Here is a 15,174-nt window from a genome sequence, read left to right on the forward strand (position 1 = left end):
AAAGCGCGGCCCTCCGTTATTGGCCTGACAATAATAATTATAAAACGATGATCATTTCAATTCCCTTCCATCATGGAGAGGGCCATCAATCGTGATTAGACGTTAGCAACCGCAATTTTGTCCGTCTGCGCCAATTGCGTCTTTGTCCCATCAGCATATCGCGCCCTGCCATAAGGCAGAGCGCGGCCCGCGACCGGTCAGCGTGCGTCCGGCGCCTTGAAGGCGGGCTTGCGCAGCCCCAGATGCTCCCGCAGCGTGGCGCCGCTATACTCCGTGCGGAAGCGGCCGCGGCGCTGGAGTTCCGGGACCACGAGGTCGACGAACTCGTTCAGGCCCGTGGGAAACACGGGCGGCAGCACATTGAAGCCGTCGGCGGCGCGTCCGTCGAACCAGGCTTCCATCACGTCCGCAACCTGGCTGGGGGAGCCGATGACCACATTGTGCCCGCGCGCGACGGCGACGTTGAGATAAAGCTGCCGGAGCGTCAGGTTGTCTTTACGCGCCATCCGCAGGATGACCTCAGTCCGTCCCTTCGCGCCGTCGTGATCGGCAAGGTCCGGCAGCGGCTCGTCCAGCGGATAGGCTGAGAGGTCGCGGCCCAGCAGATGCTGAAGCAGGAACATGCCGACCGATGGCTGCACGAGCGATTGCAGGTACTCGTATTTTTCCTTCGCCTCGGCCTCGGTGCGGCCGATCACCGGGAAGATGCCCGGCATGATGACCAGGTCGTCGGGGCTGCGGCCGTGGGCGGCAAGACGCCCCTTCGCGTCGGCGTAGAAAGCCTGGCCTTCCGCGAGGCTTTCAGCGGCCGTGAAAATCACTTCGGCGGTCTGCGCGGCGAGATCGCGCCCGGGGCCCGATGATCCGGCCTGGACGATGACCGGCTGTCCCTGGGGCGATCGCGGCACGTTCAACGGACCTTTCACCGAAAACAACGGGCCGTTGTGATTGAGGAAATGCATCTTCGCCGGATCGAAATAGCGGCCCGTTTCCTTGTTCGCCTCGATGGCGTCGTCTTCCCAGCTGTCCCATAGCCCTTTGACGACCTCAGCAAATTCGGTGGCGCGGACATAGCGGTCCGCGTGCGCCATATGCGGGTTGGCACTGAAATTGGCCGCCTCCGCCTGATTGTGGGAGGTGACAAGGTTCCATCCGACGCGGCCACCACTGATAAGGTCGAGCGAGGCGAACTTGCGCGCCAGGTGGTAGGGCTCGTTGTAGGTGGTTGTCGCGGTCGCCACGAGCCCGATCCTATCAGTCACGGCCGCGAGCGCCGCCAGCAATGTCAATGGCTCGAAATAGACCGCGCGCGCGGCGCCGGCCTGCGCGTCCAGGTTCTCCGGGCGAATACCGACGAGATCGGCCAGAAAAAACAGATCAAACTTGCCGCGCTGCGCGGTCTTCGCGAGTTCCACGCACCGCTGATAGTTGAAAGCGCTGTCGGTCTCGCCGTCGGGATGGCGCCAGCCAGCCACATGGTGACCGCCCGGCCAGTAGAACACACCGAGTTTGATCTCATCGCTACGCTTGTCAGCCATTGGTTTCTCCCGGGGCGTCGCGCGTCCGGCGGAAAAATCATCGCCGTGCTCTGTTCTGCGCGCCTGTCAGTTCGGAAATAAGCCACGGCGACTGGAGCGCGCAAAGTAAAAATTCATTTTCGCTACTCATTAATATATAGAGATTTTGAGAATAGGACGCCGCGGGAGAATCGTATGGCGGATGAGGGAGTGAAATCAGCCAGGCGGGTTTTCGAGTTTCTCGAATATTTCGCGGCGGTGCAGCGCAGCGTCTCGGTCGCGGAACTGGCGACGCACTACGGCTATCCCAATTCCAGCGTGTCCTCGATCATGCGCACGATGGTCGGCATGGGGTACCTCAGCTACAACGGCTCGGCGCGCACTTACCTGCCGACGGCGCGCCTGACGTTCCTCGTCGATTGGGTGGCGACCCAGCTCTACGATCAGGAACGGGTGCGTGCGATCATGCAGGATCTGAGCGACGCCACCGGCGAGACGATCCTGCTCGGCGTGCAGAATGGTATTCAGGCGCAATATGTTCAGATCATCGACGCCACCGGGCCGGTGCGGCTTCATGCCGAGCCCGGCAGCTTCCGCGGGCTCGGCACGACGGCGGTCGGGCATATCCTGCTGGCGCGCCACGACGACGCGCAGATCAGCCGGCTGATCCGCCGCATCAACAGCGACACGCCCGATCCCTCAAAGAAACTCGACCCATCCGCGCTCATCGAGAAGGTGCGCAAGGCGCGTGCGCAGGGCTATGCCCTGTCCATCAGCGGTGTCGTCAAGGGCGCCGGCGCGATCGCGATGCTGCTGCCGGAGAGCCTGGGCGCCACCCCGCTGGCGATCGGCATATCGAGCGTCGAAGCGGTTATCGTCGGAAACGAGCAGGCTTATGTGGACCTCCTCCGCACAACCATACAGAAGCGGACAGTTGGAGCCGCGAATTGGGGGGAGCAGACATGAACCTGCGGCAGATGGAAGTCTTCCACGCGATCATGCGCGCCGGTTCGGTCACCGGCGCCGCCCGGCTTCTAAACGTGACGCAGCCGGCCGTGAGCGCCGTGCTGCGCCATTGCGAGGACCAGTTGCGCATCAAGCTGTTCGAGCGCACCGGCGGGCGGCTGCAGCCCACGCCCGAAGCGGAAGCCATCTTCCCCGACATCGCCAACATCTTCCAGCGCGTCGAAACCGTCAGCCGCGTCGCCAACGATCTCGCCGGCGGCAGACTTGGCAACATCACGGTTGCGGCCACCTTCGCCATCGCCAATGGCCCCCTGGCCGAAGCCGTTGCCGTCTTCTCCCGCTTCAAACCGTCGGTCCGGTTCTCCGTCCATGCCTTGCCCACCCATCAGGTCATCGATCGCGTGTCCCGTCGCGAAGCCGATTTCGGCCTTGGCTTCGGGCCGATCAGGGATCCCGCGGTCGAGGCGGAGCTGCTGGCGAGCGCCGAGATCGCCTGCATCATGCCGACCGACCATCCGCTGGCGCAGGAAGAGGTCATCACCGTCGAGAAGCTCGCCGGGCATCCGATTATCACCTACGCGCCGCACACCCCGATCGGCGGGCCAGTGGAAACAGCCTTCCGGGACTGCGACGTGGAACTGGTACGCGCCGTGCAGGTCAACTATTCGATGACGGCCTTCGTCCTGGCCGCGCGCGGCGCGGGCATCGCGATGGTCGAGCCTCTGCTGCTCAGCGCAGCCTCCATGCCATCGCTTGTGGCGCGCAGGTTCGAACCAAGGATCACCGTGGAAACCATGCTGATCCATCCCATCGGCCGAGGACAGACGCGGACGATGCGGAGCTTCATCGATACCTTGAAGACCAAGATCTCGGAGACCTATGGCACTGTGCTGCCGGAGTCGATCGACGGCAGCCCATCATCCTGACTTATGAACAAGGCCCGAATTGTGACTGTCTGCCTCGGCGCATGGGGCGTTAGCTATGCCCATCTCACACAGCATGGGCGAACAGATGGAACTGCAAGATCTCGTCAGAAACAATGTCAAAACCCGCATTGCCAAGGATGAAGTCGCGGTATCGATGATCGTGCGGCTCGTACAGAGCATTGAAATCGTGAGCATCGCCAGGGTCAGCGGCTTCGATTCGCTGTATGTGGACCTCGAACATTGTTCGTTCTCTCTCGAAACGACAGCTCAGATCTGCATGGCTTCGCTGCTGGCGGGGGTAACCCCGTTCGTGCGCGTTCCCAGCATCGAGTCGGACTATGTCTCACGCGTGCTCGACAACGGAGCGCTTGGCGTCATAGCACCGCATATCACCTCGGCTCGCGACGCCGAGAAAGTCGTTCGCAATGCCAAATTTCCCCCGCGCGGCGAGCGTTCGGTGACCGTGGGCATCCCGCATCTCGGATTCCAGACCTGGCCCGTCGATGAGGTGCGCAAGGCGCTGAACGACGCGACGACGGTTATCGCCATGATCGAGGACCAGCGCGGCCTCGACAATGCCGAGGAAATCGCTGCGGTCGATGGCGTCGATATCCTGATGATCGGTACCAACGATCTCTGCGCAGACTTTGGAATCGACGGCCAATTCGAACATCAACGCGTGGCCGATGCCTATCGGCGCACCATCGAGGCCTGCGCCAGGCACGGCAAGACCGTCGGGATCGGCGGTCTCGCCAATAAACCGAAGCTGATCGAGCAGTTCGTCGGCCTTGGTGCGCGTTATGTCTCCTCGGGCGCCGACCTGTCTTTCCTGCTGGCCGGTGCCAAGGATCGCGCCGCCGCGATACGCGCCTTTCAGAACAAGCCGCGCTGATCGTCTGACGGCACTATTCGCCGGCAAACAAAAAGCCGCCGCGAGCACCGCGGCGGCCCTGTCACGACGGCGGAATGTCGCGGGACCTCACGCCCCCTTGCGGGCAATGGCCTCTTGATGCGCCGGATCGATCAGGGGAAAGACTGTGAATGCGGCGGGCACGCAGTCCGACCATTCCGTCATCAGGCGATGCAACGTCTCGTGGCTCTCGACCTCGAAAACGACGATCGCGCCGCGGCCCGTCTTCACATAGACGGCCTTGACGATGCCCGCCTCCTTTTGGCGATCCAGCCAGTCCCAGAACGTCGTCTGGATTCCGCGCACCTGGGAGGGGCGGGCCGGCTGCGGATCACTGATGACCATGAACTGCATGATGTCGTTCCTTGTTGAAGCGTTGCTTGCGCGCGAGGCAGGCCTGCCTCGCGATGAGGGCCGAATACAGATCGAATGCCTGCCGGCCGCCCTCACAGACCGCCCGTGGATCGCCACGACGGGTGCTAGGAACGCAGCCCGGCGTTGATCTGGATGGTGCGCGAGCGCGTGAAGTGGTTGAGCATGGATTGGAGCGTATATTCCTTGCCGAGCCCGCTGACCTTCAGCCCGCCATAGGAGACATTGGCGCGGGGGCCCGCATACTGGTTGACCTGCACGAGACCGGCCTCGATACGTGCCGCGAACTGCATCGCAGTGCCGAGATCCCGCGTCCACATCGCGGCAGCCAGGCCAAAGACGCTGTCATTGGCAATGCGAATCGCATCCTCGAAGTCGGTGAACCGCACGGCCACCGCCACGGGCCCGAAGATCTCCTCCTGACAGAGCGGCGCGTCATGCGGCACGTTGTCGATCAGGGTCGGCCGCATGAAGAGGCGACCCGGCATCGACGAATCGGCCTCGGGCGACCCACCGCAAAGAACGCGGGCGCCGGGGATATCCTTGACGCTGCTCACGAACGACTGGATGCGATCCATCTGCTTCTGGGAGATGATCGCTCCGACCTCGGTGTTCTCGTCGAAGGGATTCCCGACAACCAGCGCATTCATCAGCTTGACTGCACCTTCGACGACCTCGTCGTAGATGCGCTCCTGGATCAGGATGCGCGAGCCCGCGATGCAGGACTGGCCCTGCCGCATGAAGCGCATGCCGGCCACGACGCCTGGAATGGCCAACGCGAGATCAGCATCGGCCATCACGATATTGGGGTTCTTGCCACCGAGCTCAAGCGTGACCGGGATGAGCTTGTCGGCAACATATTGCGAGATGAGCTTGCCGACGTTGACCGAGCCGGTGAAGGTCGCCTTGCGCACGGCCGGATGCTGCACCAGCGGCTTGCCGACTTCCTCGCCGACGCCGGAGATCATGTTGATCGCGCCCGGAGGCAGGAAGGACTGGATGATCTCCGCGCAGCGCAACACGGCGAGCGGGGCGGTTTCCGCGCTCTTGACCACGATGGTGTTGCCCGCCACGAGAGCCGGCGCGATCTTGGCGCTCAACGTGAAGACCGGACCGTTCCACGGGATAACCGCCGCGATCACGCCGATCGGCTCGCAGGTCGTGTAGTGCAGAACGCCCTGCGCATCGGGAACCGTCTCGCCCTTGAGCTCGCCGGAGACCCCGGCGAACATGCGTAGCATATCGACCGCGGTGGCCATGTCGCCGCGGGATTGCGAAGCGATCGGGTGGCCGGTTTCGAGCGTCTGCAGCTGTGACAGCGTCTCAAGTTCCGCCTCGATCCGGTCCGCAGCCTGGGCGATCAGCCTGCCGCGCTCGCGGGCAGGAATGCGCGACCACACGGGAAAGGCCTTCGCTGCAGCTTCCACGGCGCGCGCGGCATCGGCAGCGCCGCAGCGCGGCACGGTCGCGATCACCTCCATCGTCGGGGGGTGGATGACGTCGATCGTCGCATCCGTCTCAGCGGCGACGAGGCTGCCACCAACAAGAACCTTGTTGGACAAGCGCTTTGCTTCCGCCCGCGCCGCAGCGGAGTCGATCAGTCTCTTCTGAGTGCCGGACATGGGCCTCCCTTTTTGATCTTGTTGACTCGAGCGGTGGAAAGGTAAGCCAGCCAGAGCAGGCGACCAAATCAGCAAAGCGAACGATGCCATAAGCCCAGGTGAATGAGAGACGAAGCTGCGCCCTGCTCCATAAAGACGGCTTATAGGACACCGGTAATCCGCGATTTGCCTCGACGGCGCTGGATGCTGTTTGTCGAATCAAGCCGATATCTTTCGAAGATTCGGCGGATTGGGGAAGAAACATGGACGTTTTTGACTATGTGATCATAGGTGGCGGCTCGGCTGGCTGTGTCATCGCCAACAGGCTGGTGACGGCCGGCGCCTCGGTCTGCGTCCTCGAAGCCGGACCTGTCGACAGCAATTTTTTCATCCATATGCCGGTTGGCTTCGTAAAAACGCTCTTCAATCCTTCTCTGATCTGGCAATTCTACAGCGAACCGTCGGAGGGGAGCGGCGGCCGGAAACTATACGCGCCGCAGGGCAAGACGCTGGGCGGATCGAGCTCCGTCAATGGCATGGTCTATGTGCGCGGGCAGGCGAACGACTACAACGCCTGGGCGCAGAGCGGCAATCGCGGCTGGGGCTATGCGGACGTGCTTCCCTATTTCCGACGAATCGAAAGCCGCATGGCGCCTCACGATCCGAACTACCGCGGCAGCAAGGGGCTGCTGCCCGTCACCGATCCCGACTGGAGACATCCCCTATGCGAGGCTTTCATCGCCGGCGCGCAGTCGATCGGGCTGCCGCGCAATGCCGACTATAACGGCGCCACCCAGGAAGGCACGGGTTACTACCAGCGCACGATAGCCGGCTCCCGCAGGATCAGCGCGGCCCGCGCCTATCTCTATCCGGTCATGAAGAAGCCTAATATCCGGGTTCTGACCGATGCCCAGGCCTCCTCCCTCATCCTCGACGGCAAGCGTGTTGTCGGCGTCAGCTACAGGCGCGGCGGCGTTGCGTCGGAAGTGCGCGCGCGCCGTGAAGTCATCGTCAGTGCCGGCGCCATTAACACGCCGCGTCTGCTGCAACTGTCTGGCATCGGCAACCCGGATGTCTTGACCCGCGCGGGCGTTACTGTCCGCCACGCGCTCAATGGCGTCGGCGAAAACCTCTCGGATCACTACAGTCCCCGTCTTGTCGCCAGCGTGAAGAACATCGGCACCATCAACGGCCTCGTGAAGGGCCCGCGCCTGATGTCCGAGTTCCTGCGCTGGAGCCTGCGCAAGCCGAGCGTTTTGGCCCTCAGCGCGGCGGTCTGCTACGCTTTTGGCCGCTCAGATCCGGCGCTCGACGCGCCGGACTACACCATCATCTTCACGCCCGCGAGCTACAAGGACGGGCAGCTCGGCGTGCTCGACGACTATCCCGGAATCACGGCCGGCGCCTGGCAGATGCGTCCGGAAAGCACCGGCTATGTCCACATCACGTCGGCCGACGTCAACACGGCGCCGACGATCCAGCCGAACTATCTCGCCGCCGAAAAAGACCGCCGGGTCCTGCTGCACGCCATTCGCTCCGCGCGCCGCATCCTCCAGAGCCAGCCGATGGCCGCCTATTACGACGCGGAGCGGCTACCGGGCGCCTCGCTGCAGACCGATGACGAACTGCTCGACTTCGCGCGCCGCTACGGATCGAGCACCTATCACCTCGCCGGGAGCTGCCGCATGGGGCCGAGCACCGCACGCAACACGGTGGTAGACGACCAGTTGCGCGTCCACGGCCTGGAGAACCTGCGGATCGCCGATTCCTCGGTCATTCCCGCGATGGTCTCCGCCAATACCTACGCCACCGCCCTGCTGATCGGGGAAAAGGCGGCGGACTTCATACTGGGTCGCGAGGCGCTCGCCGACGCTGCCTGACATTCCGATCGCGGAATGGACCTGATCCCCAAGGAAGGACAAGACGATGGATGGCACCAAGCCTGCGGAGAAGCTTTTCATCCGGGCAGAAGATCTGACCCTCGTTTCGGCCCAACTGCTCGAAAAGAGCGGCCTGTCGCCAGCCGACGCTGAGCTGGTAGCCCGCTGTCTGGTGGAGGCCGATCTGCGTGGCGTCGAGACACACGGTGTCGTGCGGCTCGTGCACTATATCAAGCGGATCCACCTTGGCCTCATCAATCCCGTGCCGGCGATCCGCGTCACCAAGGTGACGCCGGTTGCCGCCTCGGTGGACGGTGACGACGGCTTCGGCTTCGTCGTCGCTGAGCGGGCGATGCGCGAGGCGATCGAGATGGCCTCGCAATACGGCGTAGGCCTCGCCTCGGTCCATCGGAGCAGCCACTTCGGCATGGCGGCGAGCTATGTCCTGCAGGCCGTGCGCGCCGGCTACATGTCGCTGGTCTTCACCAATGCTTCCGCGTCCATGCCGCCTTGGGGCGGCCGCGACCCCGTGCTAGGCACGAGCCCCTTCGCCGCCGGCGCCCCTGGCGGGAAGCTGCCGCCCTTCGTGCTCGACATGGCGGTCGCCGTCGCCGCCCGGGGCAAGGTGCGCCTGGCCGCCAAGCGGGGCCAGAGCGTTCCCGAAGGCTGGGGCCTCGACAAGGATGGTCGCGCCACCACCGATCCGCAGGCGATCCTCGACGGCGGCGTGGTCCTGCCCGTCGGCGGTCCGAAGGGTTCGGCGATCGCCATGATGATGGATATCTTCTCGGGCGTGTTCTCCGGCTCGGCCTTTGCCGGCGAGGTGACCAACCATACCGAGGAATTCACAAAGCCCCAAAATGTCGGGCATTTCATCATGGCCATCAAACCGGACCTGTTCCTGCCGATGACGGAATTCGCCGAGCGCATGGACTTTCTCACCAACCGGGTGAAGTCGTCGGCGCTCGCCGACGGCTTCTCCGAGATTCTGGTCTCAGGCGAGCCGGAAGCCCGATTGGAGACGAGGCGCCGGGCAGAAGGCATTGCCCTGCCCAAGGCAGAGCTCGATGCAATCCGCATCGCGGCGGAGGGACACGGCCTTCCCTTCCCGACGCTGTCCACATACGCCTTTGCATCCTGAGGAACGCCCACCATGGCCTTGACCCCAGCAAATCGCGATTTCGCGCTCGTCGACACGCATGCCCATATCTTTCGCGCCGACCTCCCGATGGCGCCAGGCGGGCTGCATCTGCCGACGCATGACTTCGAGACGGCCGACTATCTGGCGATCCTCGATGCCCATGGCGTGGAAAACGCCGTCATTGCCGCGCCGAGCTTCCTCGGCACCTATAACGACTACATGATCAAGGCGCTGAAGCGCGAGCCGCGCCTGCGCGGCACGGTCATCGTCGAGCCCGGGATCGATCCCTACATCCTCAAGGCGATGGACGGCGACGGCGTGGTCGGCGTCCGCCTGTCCTTCCGGGGGCGCAAGCAACTGCCCGATGTTGCGGGCGCGGAGTTCCAGCGGCTGCTCTGGCGGCTCGCCGACCTCGACTGGCACGTGCATCTGCATATCGAGGGCCAGCGCCTACCGGAGGTATTGCCAGTCCTGACACGATCCCCCGTCAAGCTGGTGGTCGATCATTTCGGTCGGCCCGACCCCGAAACCGGCGCCGAGAGCGAAGGCTTCCGAGCCTATCTGCGTGCGTTCGATTCCGGCCGCACGTGGGGCAAGCTGTCCGGCGGGTTCCGCATTGTCTGTGATCCCCAGCCGCTTGCGGACCGGCTCATGGCCGTGGCGGGCCCAGAGCGCCTGGTTTGGGGCAGTGACTGCCCGTTTACGGACTTTGAGAAGACGGTGACCTACCAGTCCACCATCGACTCACTGGTCCAGTGGGTGCCTTCACGCGATGATCGGAACATCATCGCTCAGACGTCGCTTAAACTATACAAATTCAAGTAATAAAAGGGCCTTGGACTGGAAGTTCATTCGTCAGACGTGGACTAACAGGCCATGGAGTTGAAGCTATAGCGAGGCCGATATCAATCACGACCACGTCTTGACGGCTCGGAACATCGCGGCGCGGCGGTTGTTAGCTCTATGCTCCCGACGTTTTCAGCCTGAGCGCCCGGGAGCAGCCCCGATCCGGCAGCTTCCCCAAGCGGGTCGGGGCGCCTACATGACTCATACATCTCGCAGACTTTCAGCGGATAGGGATGCACAGCCCCGCGCTCCCGCCAGTGCCGGTTTGGGCCGGGGGTTTGCTTTTACCAGGTGGATCGGCTTAGGTCGCCTTTGGGCTCTCAGCGGCTTCGCGCACGCGGGCGAGACAAACCTGCATGCTCTCCAGGATCGCCTCCGCCGTGGCAGTGGCCTGGCCACTGGCCCGCAATTCCCTGATGAACTCGCGTTGCCGGGCGCATCGCGCTTCGGCTTCTGTTACGTGCTCTGCGGACACTGTGATCGAAGCGACCTTCGGTGTGGACATGTCTTCCTCCGCCTAGACAAAGAAGCAGCCAAAACCGATCCAAGTTCCGATGCATCATAATATCGCATCACTGGGCTACCGCAGAGTGATCAGCTAGAGGAGCACAACTTTACAGCCTTTTTTGTTGGGCTAGCGGAAAGTGCTCATCCGTCGATTGCTGATTCTTGAGGCGACAGATCCTTGCGCCTCCCGTACAGGCAGGCTTGCAGAGCGAGAATTCCTTACTATCATTATTCGGCTGAGACCCGGCGTAGAAAATGGAGCGCGATGTGCTCTTGACACGCCGCTCGTTCAATACTCATCCCGGCTCCAGCCGGAATGAAGAATTGGTCAGATGATGCCAGCGGAAGCCCAGCATTGAGAGCGCCCCCCGTGGGGGCGCGTCTCTGCTTTAGCGCCAAGACCTATTTAGCGCCAAGACCTGCGACTATTCTCGTCAGCCCTACCCCGGCACATCCAGCCAATGACGGCGCCAAACATCCCGGCCACGAGTATGCTACTCAGCGGGCTTGACCCTACTTGGCGTCCCAAGGCCTGAACGCCATCCTCATAATAGGCTTGGCCGGCGTCCACCGTCTGGCGCGTTACGTCTTTCGCGGTGCTGGCCGCCTGGTCCTTCAAGTCTACCACCTTGTCGCGTCCAGAATTCCACGTCTCTTTAGCAGCGTCCTTAGCCTTGTCAGCCATGTCCTGCGCTGCGCCCTTGATTTGTTCACTATCCATGCGAACCTCCGTTTGATTCCATGCAGGTCAACGCCCGAAAAATCACTTCGTTCACAGCGGCGTCAAAAAAGACACCCCTCGCAGAGACGCCGTCATCGATCACAACGTCAGGGAATTCATCGCCCCAGACCGACGTTTTGTTCTTCCCGGTTCCGTCACATGACGTTGGATATCGGGGGCCGCCGCGCGGGATGCCAACTGCGCGCATGACACGCGTTGGAAAATTGTTATACAAATTACTCCATACGCGAATGATGGTGCCGATGACCAAGGCTTCAGCCTCCCAACAACCGACCTACCAGTTTCTCAATCCGAAACGCGAGTCGCTTCCCGAAGCCATTGCCAATGTGGTCGCCGAAGCCATCGCCAGCGGCCAACTCGCGCCCGGTGCACGCATCGTCGAGACCGCGTTGACCACCAGCCTCAACGTGAGCCGCGTGCCGGTGCGCGAAGCGCTCAAGGTCCTGCATACCCAAGGGATTATCGAGGGTGGGAGCCATCGCGGCTTTCGCGTCGCGACCTTTTCGCCGAAAATGGTGCAGAGCGTCCAGGAAGCACGCATCGACCTGGAAACGCTTCTCCTGCGCGACGCGGTGGCAAACTGGCAGTCAGGGGCCGCGGATGTAAAGGAACTCGATGCTGTGATCGCGCGCATGCGCACGGCCGCCCGTGCCGGGGACTTCGAGGAGATGCTGCGCGCCGATCTCGCATTTCACCGGGTGATCTGCGATGCGGCGCAAAATCCCATCTTCGCGACCCTGTGGACGGCTATCGCCCGCCATGTCCTCATCATTCTCAATCTCGCCCGTTTTCGGGATACGGACCTGTCCGTCGTCGTGCGCCGTCATATCGCGCTGAAGGACCAGATCATCATGCAGATCGCCCAGCGCGGCTCGGTCGCGGACCTGCGCACGATCCTCGAGGCTCATTTCCTGGCCGAGCGCGCCTCGGTGATCGGCGAGCCCGCGGCGGGGAAAGTCAAGCCGCGAGCCAGCCGCCGTCCACCATCAGGCAAGACCCGGTCGTAAACGAGGCTTCGTCACTCGCGAGGAAGAGGGCCGCCCGTGCCACCTCGTCCGGGCTGCCGAGACGGCCGAGTGGATGGCGTGCCGCCGAGGCGGCACGCGCTGCCGCCGCGTCCGGCGATCGCTCGAAAGCGCGGGCGAGCAGCGGAGTGTCGATGGCGCCGGGCACCACCACATTGACGCGGATGTTCTCCGCCGCGTGGTCCAGAGCCATACTGCGCGCCAGGCTGACGATCGCACCCTTGCTCGCGAGATAAGCCGCGTTGGCCCGGCCTCCCGCGAATGCCAGTTGCGAGCCGACCAGAACGATCGCCCCGCCGCCGCGCGACCGCATGGCGTGAATGGCGGCCCGGCTCCACAGGAACGATCCGGTGAGGTTGGTGCGCAGAACCGCATCCCAAGCATCGACCGAGCTGTCCGCGACCGACTGGCCGGTCGACCAGCCGGCCGCCGCAAGCAGGACATCGAAGCCGCCGAAGCGCTGGCGCGCTGCTTCGGCGTGGGCGTCCACGGTCATCACGTCACCCACGTCGCCGGCAAGGGCAAGCGCCACGCCCCCGGCTGCCTCGACCATCGCCGTGGCCCGCACCAAAGCCGCTTCATCCCGATCGACAAGGACGAGCGTCGCCCCCTCCTGTGCGAAGAGAACGGCGCTGGCCAGGCCGATGCCGGACGCAGCCCCGGTCACAGCCACGACCTTGTCCCTCAGCCGCCCAGGCCTGTCGACCACCATCTGATGTCACTTTCCCGTTGCGAATGATGTTAGTTTGTTAGACATTTTACGAAACATGTTGCGCAGCACAAGAGGCCGTGCACACAATACGGCGACAGGCGCCTGCTGATCTGGAGATCTTGTCCGGCAGCGGTGTGGTGCGCGACCGATCAACCCGTCACACAAGATCCCGGAGTTCGCCGAACGTGGAGCCAGTCTTGTCCGTCCGCGATCTCCGTGTGGAATTCGCCACCCGGCGAGGAACCGTTCGCGCACTCGACGACGTCTCCTTCGCAATCGACAAGGCAGAGGTGCTGGGCGTGGTCGGTGAATCCGGGGCGGGGAAATCCGTAACGGGCGCCGCCGTCATGGGGCTGGTCGCGCCCCCCGGACGCATTACGGCCGGCGAAATAAGTCTGGGAGGTCTCAGGATCGACGGCTTCGACGAGCGCGGCATGCGCGCCATTCGCGGCAAGCGCATCGGCATGATTTTCCAGGATCCGCTAACGAGCCTCAATCCTCTGATCCGCATTGGCGACCAACTGGTCGAGACCATGCTGACCCATCTCAACCTCAGCGCGCGCCAAGCTCGGCTCGCGGCCATCGACCTCCTCGCCGAAACCGGCATTCCAAGCCCTGCGACACGCATCGACAGCTATCCGCACGAATTTTCGGGTGGCATGCGCCAGCGCGTGGTGATTGCGCTGGCCCTGTGCGGCGAGCCCGATCTCGTCATCGCGGATGAACCGACCACGGCGCTCGACGTGTCCGTCCAGGCGCAGATCATCGCCCTCATCAAACGTCTTTGCAAGGAGCGCCGTACGGCCGTCATGCTGATCACCCACGACATGGGTGTGATCGCCGAAGCAGCCGATCGCGTCGCCGTCATGTATGCGGGACGGGTCGTCGAGGTCGGCCCGGTGGACGACATCGTGCGGCGGCCGCGCCACCCCTATACCCAGGGCTTGATGAGCGCGATCCCGCCGCTTGATCATCGGCCCGACCGGCTGGTGCAGATTCCAGGCAGCATGCCGCGGCTGACGGCGATCCCGTCGGGCTGTGCCTTTCATCCACGCTGCCCGCAGGCTTTCGCGCTCTGCCGTGTCGAGGAGCCGGCGGGGCGCCGCGCCGGCACGAGTTTTGCTGCTTGCCATCTCTATTCGCCGGCGGCAGGACGGGTTTCGTGAGCACGGTTGACCTTGTGATCGTATCGGACCTGAAGAAGGAGTTTCGCGCCCGCGGGAACCTCATCTCGATGCTGCGACGGCGCAGCCGGCCCCCGGTGCTGGCGGTGGATGGCGTGTCCTTCACCGTCGAGCGCGGCAAGACCTTTGCGCTCGTCGGCGAATCGGGATCCGGCAAATCGACGATCGCCCGCATGGTGGTGGGCCTGATGGCGCCGACCTCAGGCGAAATCGCCATCGACGGCGTGTCCATGACGGCGCCGTCGGCGGCTGCCGCCCGCCTTGCCTTGCGACGGCGCATCCAGATGGTCTTCCAGGATCCCTATGCCAGCCTCAACCCGCGCTGGCGTGTCGGCGACATCATCGCCGAGCCGATTACCGCTTTCGGGCTGTGCGCGCCCGGAGCCGACACCCGGGCGCGGGTCGGGGAACTCCTCGGCCTGGTGGGGCTGCATGCGGATGACGGGCTGAAGTTTCCGCATGAGTTTTCAGGCGGCCAGCGCCAGCGCATCGCCATTGCGCGCGCGATCGCCTCCGATCCCGCTTTCATCGTCTGCGACGAGCCGACCTCGGCGCTCGACGTGTCCGTCCAGGCCCAGATTCTCAACCTCATGCGCGATTTGCAGGACCGGCTTGGCCTGACATATCTGTTCATCAGCCACAACCTGGCCGTGGTGCGCTTCATGGCCGACCGCATCGGCGTGCTCAGCCGCGGCAAGCTCGTGGAAGCCGCGCCCAGCGCGGAGCTGTTTGCAGATCCTCAGCACCCCTATACGCGGCAGCTTCTGGCCGCTGCGCCGGATATCGGCGCGGCCTCGTCAACCCTGGCGCTCCCCCACGGCGCCCTCTCACCAGCGGAGATCTGA

The 15,174-nt window shown here is 63.6% G+C and carries 14 protein-coding genes; 9 read left to right on the forward strand and 5 right to left on the reverse strand.

Going from position 1 to position 15,174, the window contains the following annotated elements; translation table 11 throughout:
- Positions 1 to 197 precede the first annotated feature (197 nt).
- Positions 198 to 1,538, reverse strand: a complete 1,341-nt coding sequence (locus KIO74_RS26140) for an LLM class flavin-dependent oxidoreductase (RefSeq protein ID WP_213337987.1) — start codon at positions 1,536 to 1,538, stop codon at positions 198 to 200.
- A 174-nt stretch (positions 1,539 to 1,712) separates the two neighbouring features.
- On the opposite strand from KIO74_RS26140, the gene KIO74_RS26145 reads away from it, so the two are divergent.
- From KIO74_RS26145 to KIO74_RS26155, 3 genes are read left to right on the forward strand one after another with little or no spacing between them, the layout of a single operon-like run.
- Positions 1,713 to 2,483 carry an IclR family transcriptional regulator gene (locus KIO74_RS26145; protein WP_213337988.1) on the forward strand — a complete coding sequence of 257 codons (771 nt, stop codon included), beginning with the start codon at positions 1,713 to 1,715 and terminating at the stop codon, positions 2,481 to 2,483.
- Entirely contained in the window at positions 2,480 to 3,409 is a 930-nt protein-coding gene (locus tag KIO74_RS26150; RefSeq protein ID WP_213337990.1) for a LysR family transcriptional regulator, read from the forward strand. Before KIO74_RS26145 ends, KIO74_RS26150 begins: the two co-directional genes overlap by 4 nt.
- A gap of 55 nt (positions 3,410 to 3,464) precedes the next feature.
- Positions 3,465 to 4,301 (forward strand): HpcH/HpaI aldolase family protein, encoded by an 837-nt coding sequence (locus tag KIO74_RS26155; protein WP_213337992.1) that lies wholly within the window; start codon positions 3,465 to 3,467, stop codon positions 4,299 to 4,301.
- Positions 4,302 to 4,388: 87 nt separating this feature from the next.
- Here KIO74_RS26155 and KIO74_RS26160 read toward each other — a convergent pair whose 3' ends face one another.
- Positions 4,389 to 4,673 (reverse strand): DUF3303 family protein, encoded by a 285-nt coding sequence (locus KIO74_RS26160; protein ID WP_213337994.1) that lies wholly within the window; start codon positions 4,671 to 4,673, stop codon positions 4,389 to 4,391.
- A gap of 125 nt (positions 4,674 to 4,798) precedes the next feature.
- A complete protein-coding gene (locus KIO74_RS26165; protein WP_213337996.1) occupies positions 4,799 to 6,313 on the reverse strand; it encodes an aldehyde dehydrogenase family protein in 1,515 nt (504 codons plus the stop codon).
- A 242-nt stretch (positions 6,314 to 6,555) separates the two neighbouring features.
- On the opposite strand from KIO74_RS26165, the gene KIO74_RS26170 reads away from it, so the two are divergent.
- Genes KIO74_RS26170 through KIO74_RS26180 form a run of 3 tightly spaced genes read left to right on the forward strand, consistent with a single transcriptional unit; the run spans position 6,556 to position 10,138 of the window.
- Complete coding sequence (locus tag KIO74_RS26170; protein WP_213337997.1) at positions 6,556 to 8,172, forward strand: GMC family oxidoreductase; 1,617 nt, start codon at positions 6,556 to 6,558, stop codon at positions 8,170 to 8,172.
- 46 nt (positions 8,173 to 8,218) lie between these two features.
- Positions 8,219 to 9,313, forward strand: a complete 1,095-nt coding sequence (locus KIO74_RS26175; protein WP_213337999.1) for an Ldh family oxidoreductase — start codon at positions 8,219 to 8,221, stop codon at positions 9,311 to 9,313.
- 12 nt (positions 9,314 to 9,325) lie between these two features.
- The gene (locus tag KIO74_RS26180; protein WP_213338001.1) at positions 9,326 to 10,138 is read left to right on the forward strand and encodes an amidohydrolase family protein; all 813 of its coding nucleotides are present in this window, start codon (positions 9,326 to 9,328) and stop codon (positions 10,136 to 10,138) included.
- A gap of 322 nt (positions 10,139 to 10,460) precedes the next feature.
- On the opposite strand, the gene KIO74_RS26185 is transcribed toward KIO74_RS26180, so the two are convergent.
- Positions 10,461 to 10,664 carry a hypothetical protein gene (locus KIO74_RS26185; RefSeq protein WP_213338003.1) on the reverse strand — a complete coding sequence of 68 codons (204 nt, stop codon included), beginning with the start codon at positions 10,662 to 10,664 and terminating at the stop codon, positions 10,461 to 10,463.
- A 986-nt stretch (positions 10,665 to 11,650) separates the two neighbouring features.
- On the opposite strand from KIO74_RS26185, the gene KIO74_RS26190 reads away from it, so the two are divergent.
- Positions 11,651 to 12,415, forward strand: a complete 765-nt coding sequence (locus KIO74_RS26190; RefSeq protein WP_213338005.1) for a GntR family transcriptional regulator — start codon at positions 11,651 to 11,653, stop codon at positions 12,413 to 12,415.
- Here the strand turns inward: KIO74_RS26190 and KIO74_RS26195 are convergent.
- Complete coding sequence (locus KIO74_RS26195) at positions 12,366 to 13,145, reverse strand: SDR family oxidoreductase (protein ID WP_213338007.1); 780 nt, start codon at positions 13,143 to 13,145, stop codon at positions 12,366 to 12,368. The two genes, KIO74_RS26190 and KIO74_RS26195, sit on opposite strands and share 50 nt — an antisense overlap.
- 197 nt (positions 13,146 to 13,342) lie before the next feature.
- On the opposite strand from KIO74_RS26195, the gene KIO74_RS26200 reads away from it, so the two are divergent.
- Complete coding sequence (locus KIO74_RS26200) at positions 13,343 to 14,311, forward strand: ABC transporter ATP-binding protein (RefSeq protein WP_249731483.1); 969 nt, start codon at positions 13,343 to 13,345, stop codon at positions 14,309 to 14,311.
- Between the two features lie 68 nt (positions 14,312 to 14,379).
- Complete coding sequence (locus KIO74_RS26205; RefSeq protein ID WP_213339240.1) at positions 14,380 to 15,174, forward strand: ATP-binding cassette domain-containing protein; 795 nt, start codon at positions 14,380 to 14,382, stop codon at positions 15,172 to 15,174.

It is taken from the genome of Chelatococcus sp. HY11 (assembly GCF_018398335.1).
In the GTDB taxonomy this organism is placed as follows: domain Bacteria; phylum Pseudomonadota; class Alphaproteobacteria; order Rhizobiales; family Beijerinckiaceae; genus Chelatococcus.

What these genes read in the sequence shown, in the direction of transcription:
- KIO74_RS26140 (WP_213337987.1), bottom strand. Translation starts at nt 1,538, where the DNA reads ATGGCTGACAAGCGTAGCGATGAGATCAAACTCGGTGTGTTCTACTGG.
- KIO74_RS26145 (WP_213337988.1), top strand. Translation starts at nt 1,713, where the DNA reads ATGGCGGATGAGGGAGTGAAATCAGCCAGGCGGGTTTTCGAGTTTCTC.
- KIO74_RS26150 (WP_213337990.1), top strand. Translation starts at nt 2,480, where the DNA reads ATGAACCTGCGGCAGATGGAAGTCTTCCACGCGATCATGCGCGCCGGT.
- KIO74_RS26155 (WP_213337992.1), top strand. Translation starts at nt 3,465, where the DNA reads ATGCCCATCTCACACAGCATGGGCGAACAGATGGAACTGCAAGATCTC.
- KIO74_RS26160 (WP_213337994.1), bottom strand. Translation starts at nt 4,673, where the DNA reads ATGCAGTTCATGGTCATCAGTGATCCGCAGCCGGCCCGCCCCTCCCAG.
- KIO74_RS26165 (WP_213337996.1), bottom strand. Translation starts at nt 6,313, where the DNA reads ATGTCCGGCACTCAGAAGAGACTGATCGACTCCGCTGCGGCGCGGGCG.
- KIO74_RS26170 (WP_213337997.1), top strand. Translation starts at nt 6,556, where the DNA reads ATGGACGTTTTTGACTATGTGATCATAGGTGGCGGCTCGGCTGGCTGT.
- KIO74_RS26175 (WP_213337999.1), top strand. Translation starts at nt 8,219, where the DNA reads ATGGATGGCACCAAGCCTGCGGAGAAGCTTTTCATCCGGGCAGAAGAT.
- KIO74_RS26180 (WP_213338001.1), top strand. Translation starts at nt 9,326, where the DNA reads ATGGCCTTGACCCCAGCAAATCGCGATTTCGCGCTCGTCGACACGCAT.
- KIO74_RS26185 (WP_213338003.1), bottom strand. Translation starts at nt 10,664, where the DNA reads ATGTCCACACCGAAGGTCGCTTCGATCACAGTGTCCGCAGAGCACGTA.
- KIO74_RS26190 (WP_213338005.1), top strand. Translation starts at nt 11,651, where the DNA reads ATGACCAAGGCTTCAGCCTCCCAACAACCGACCTACCAGTTTCTCAAT.
- KIO74_RS26195 (WP_213338007.1), bottom strand. Translation starts at nt 13,145, where the DNA reads ATGGTGGTCGACAGGCCTGGGCGGCTGAGGGACAAGGTCGTGGCTGTG.
- KIO74_RS26205 (WP_213339240.1), top strand. Translation starts at nt 14,380, where the DNA reads ATGCTGCGACGGCGCAGCCGGCCCCCGGTGCTGGCGGTGGATGGCGTG.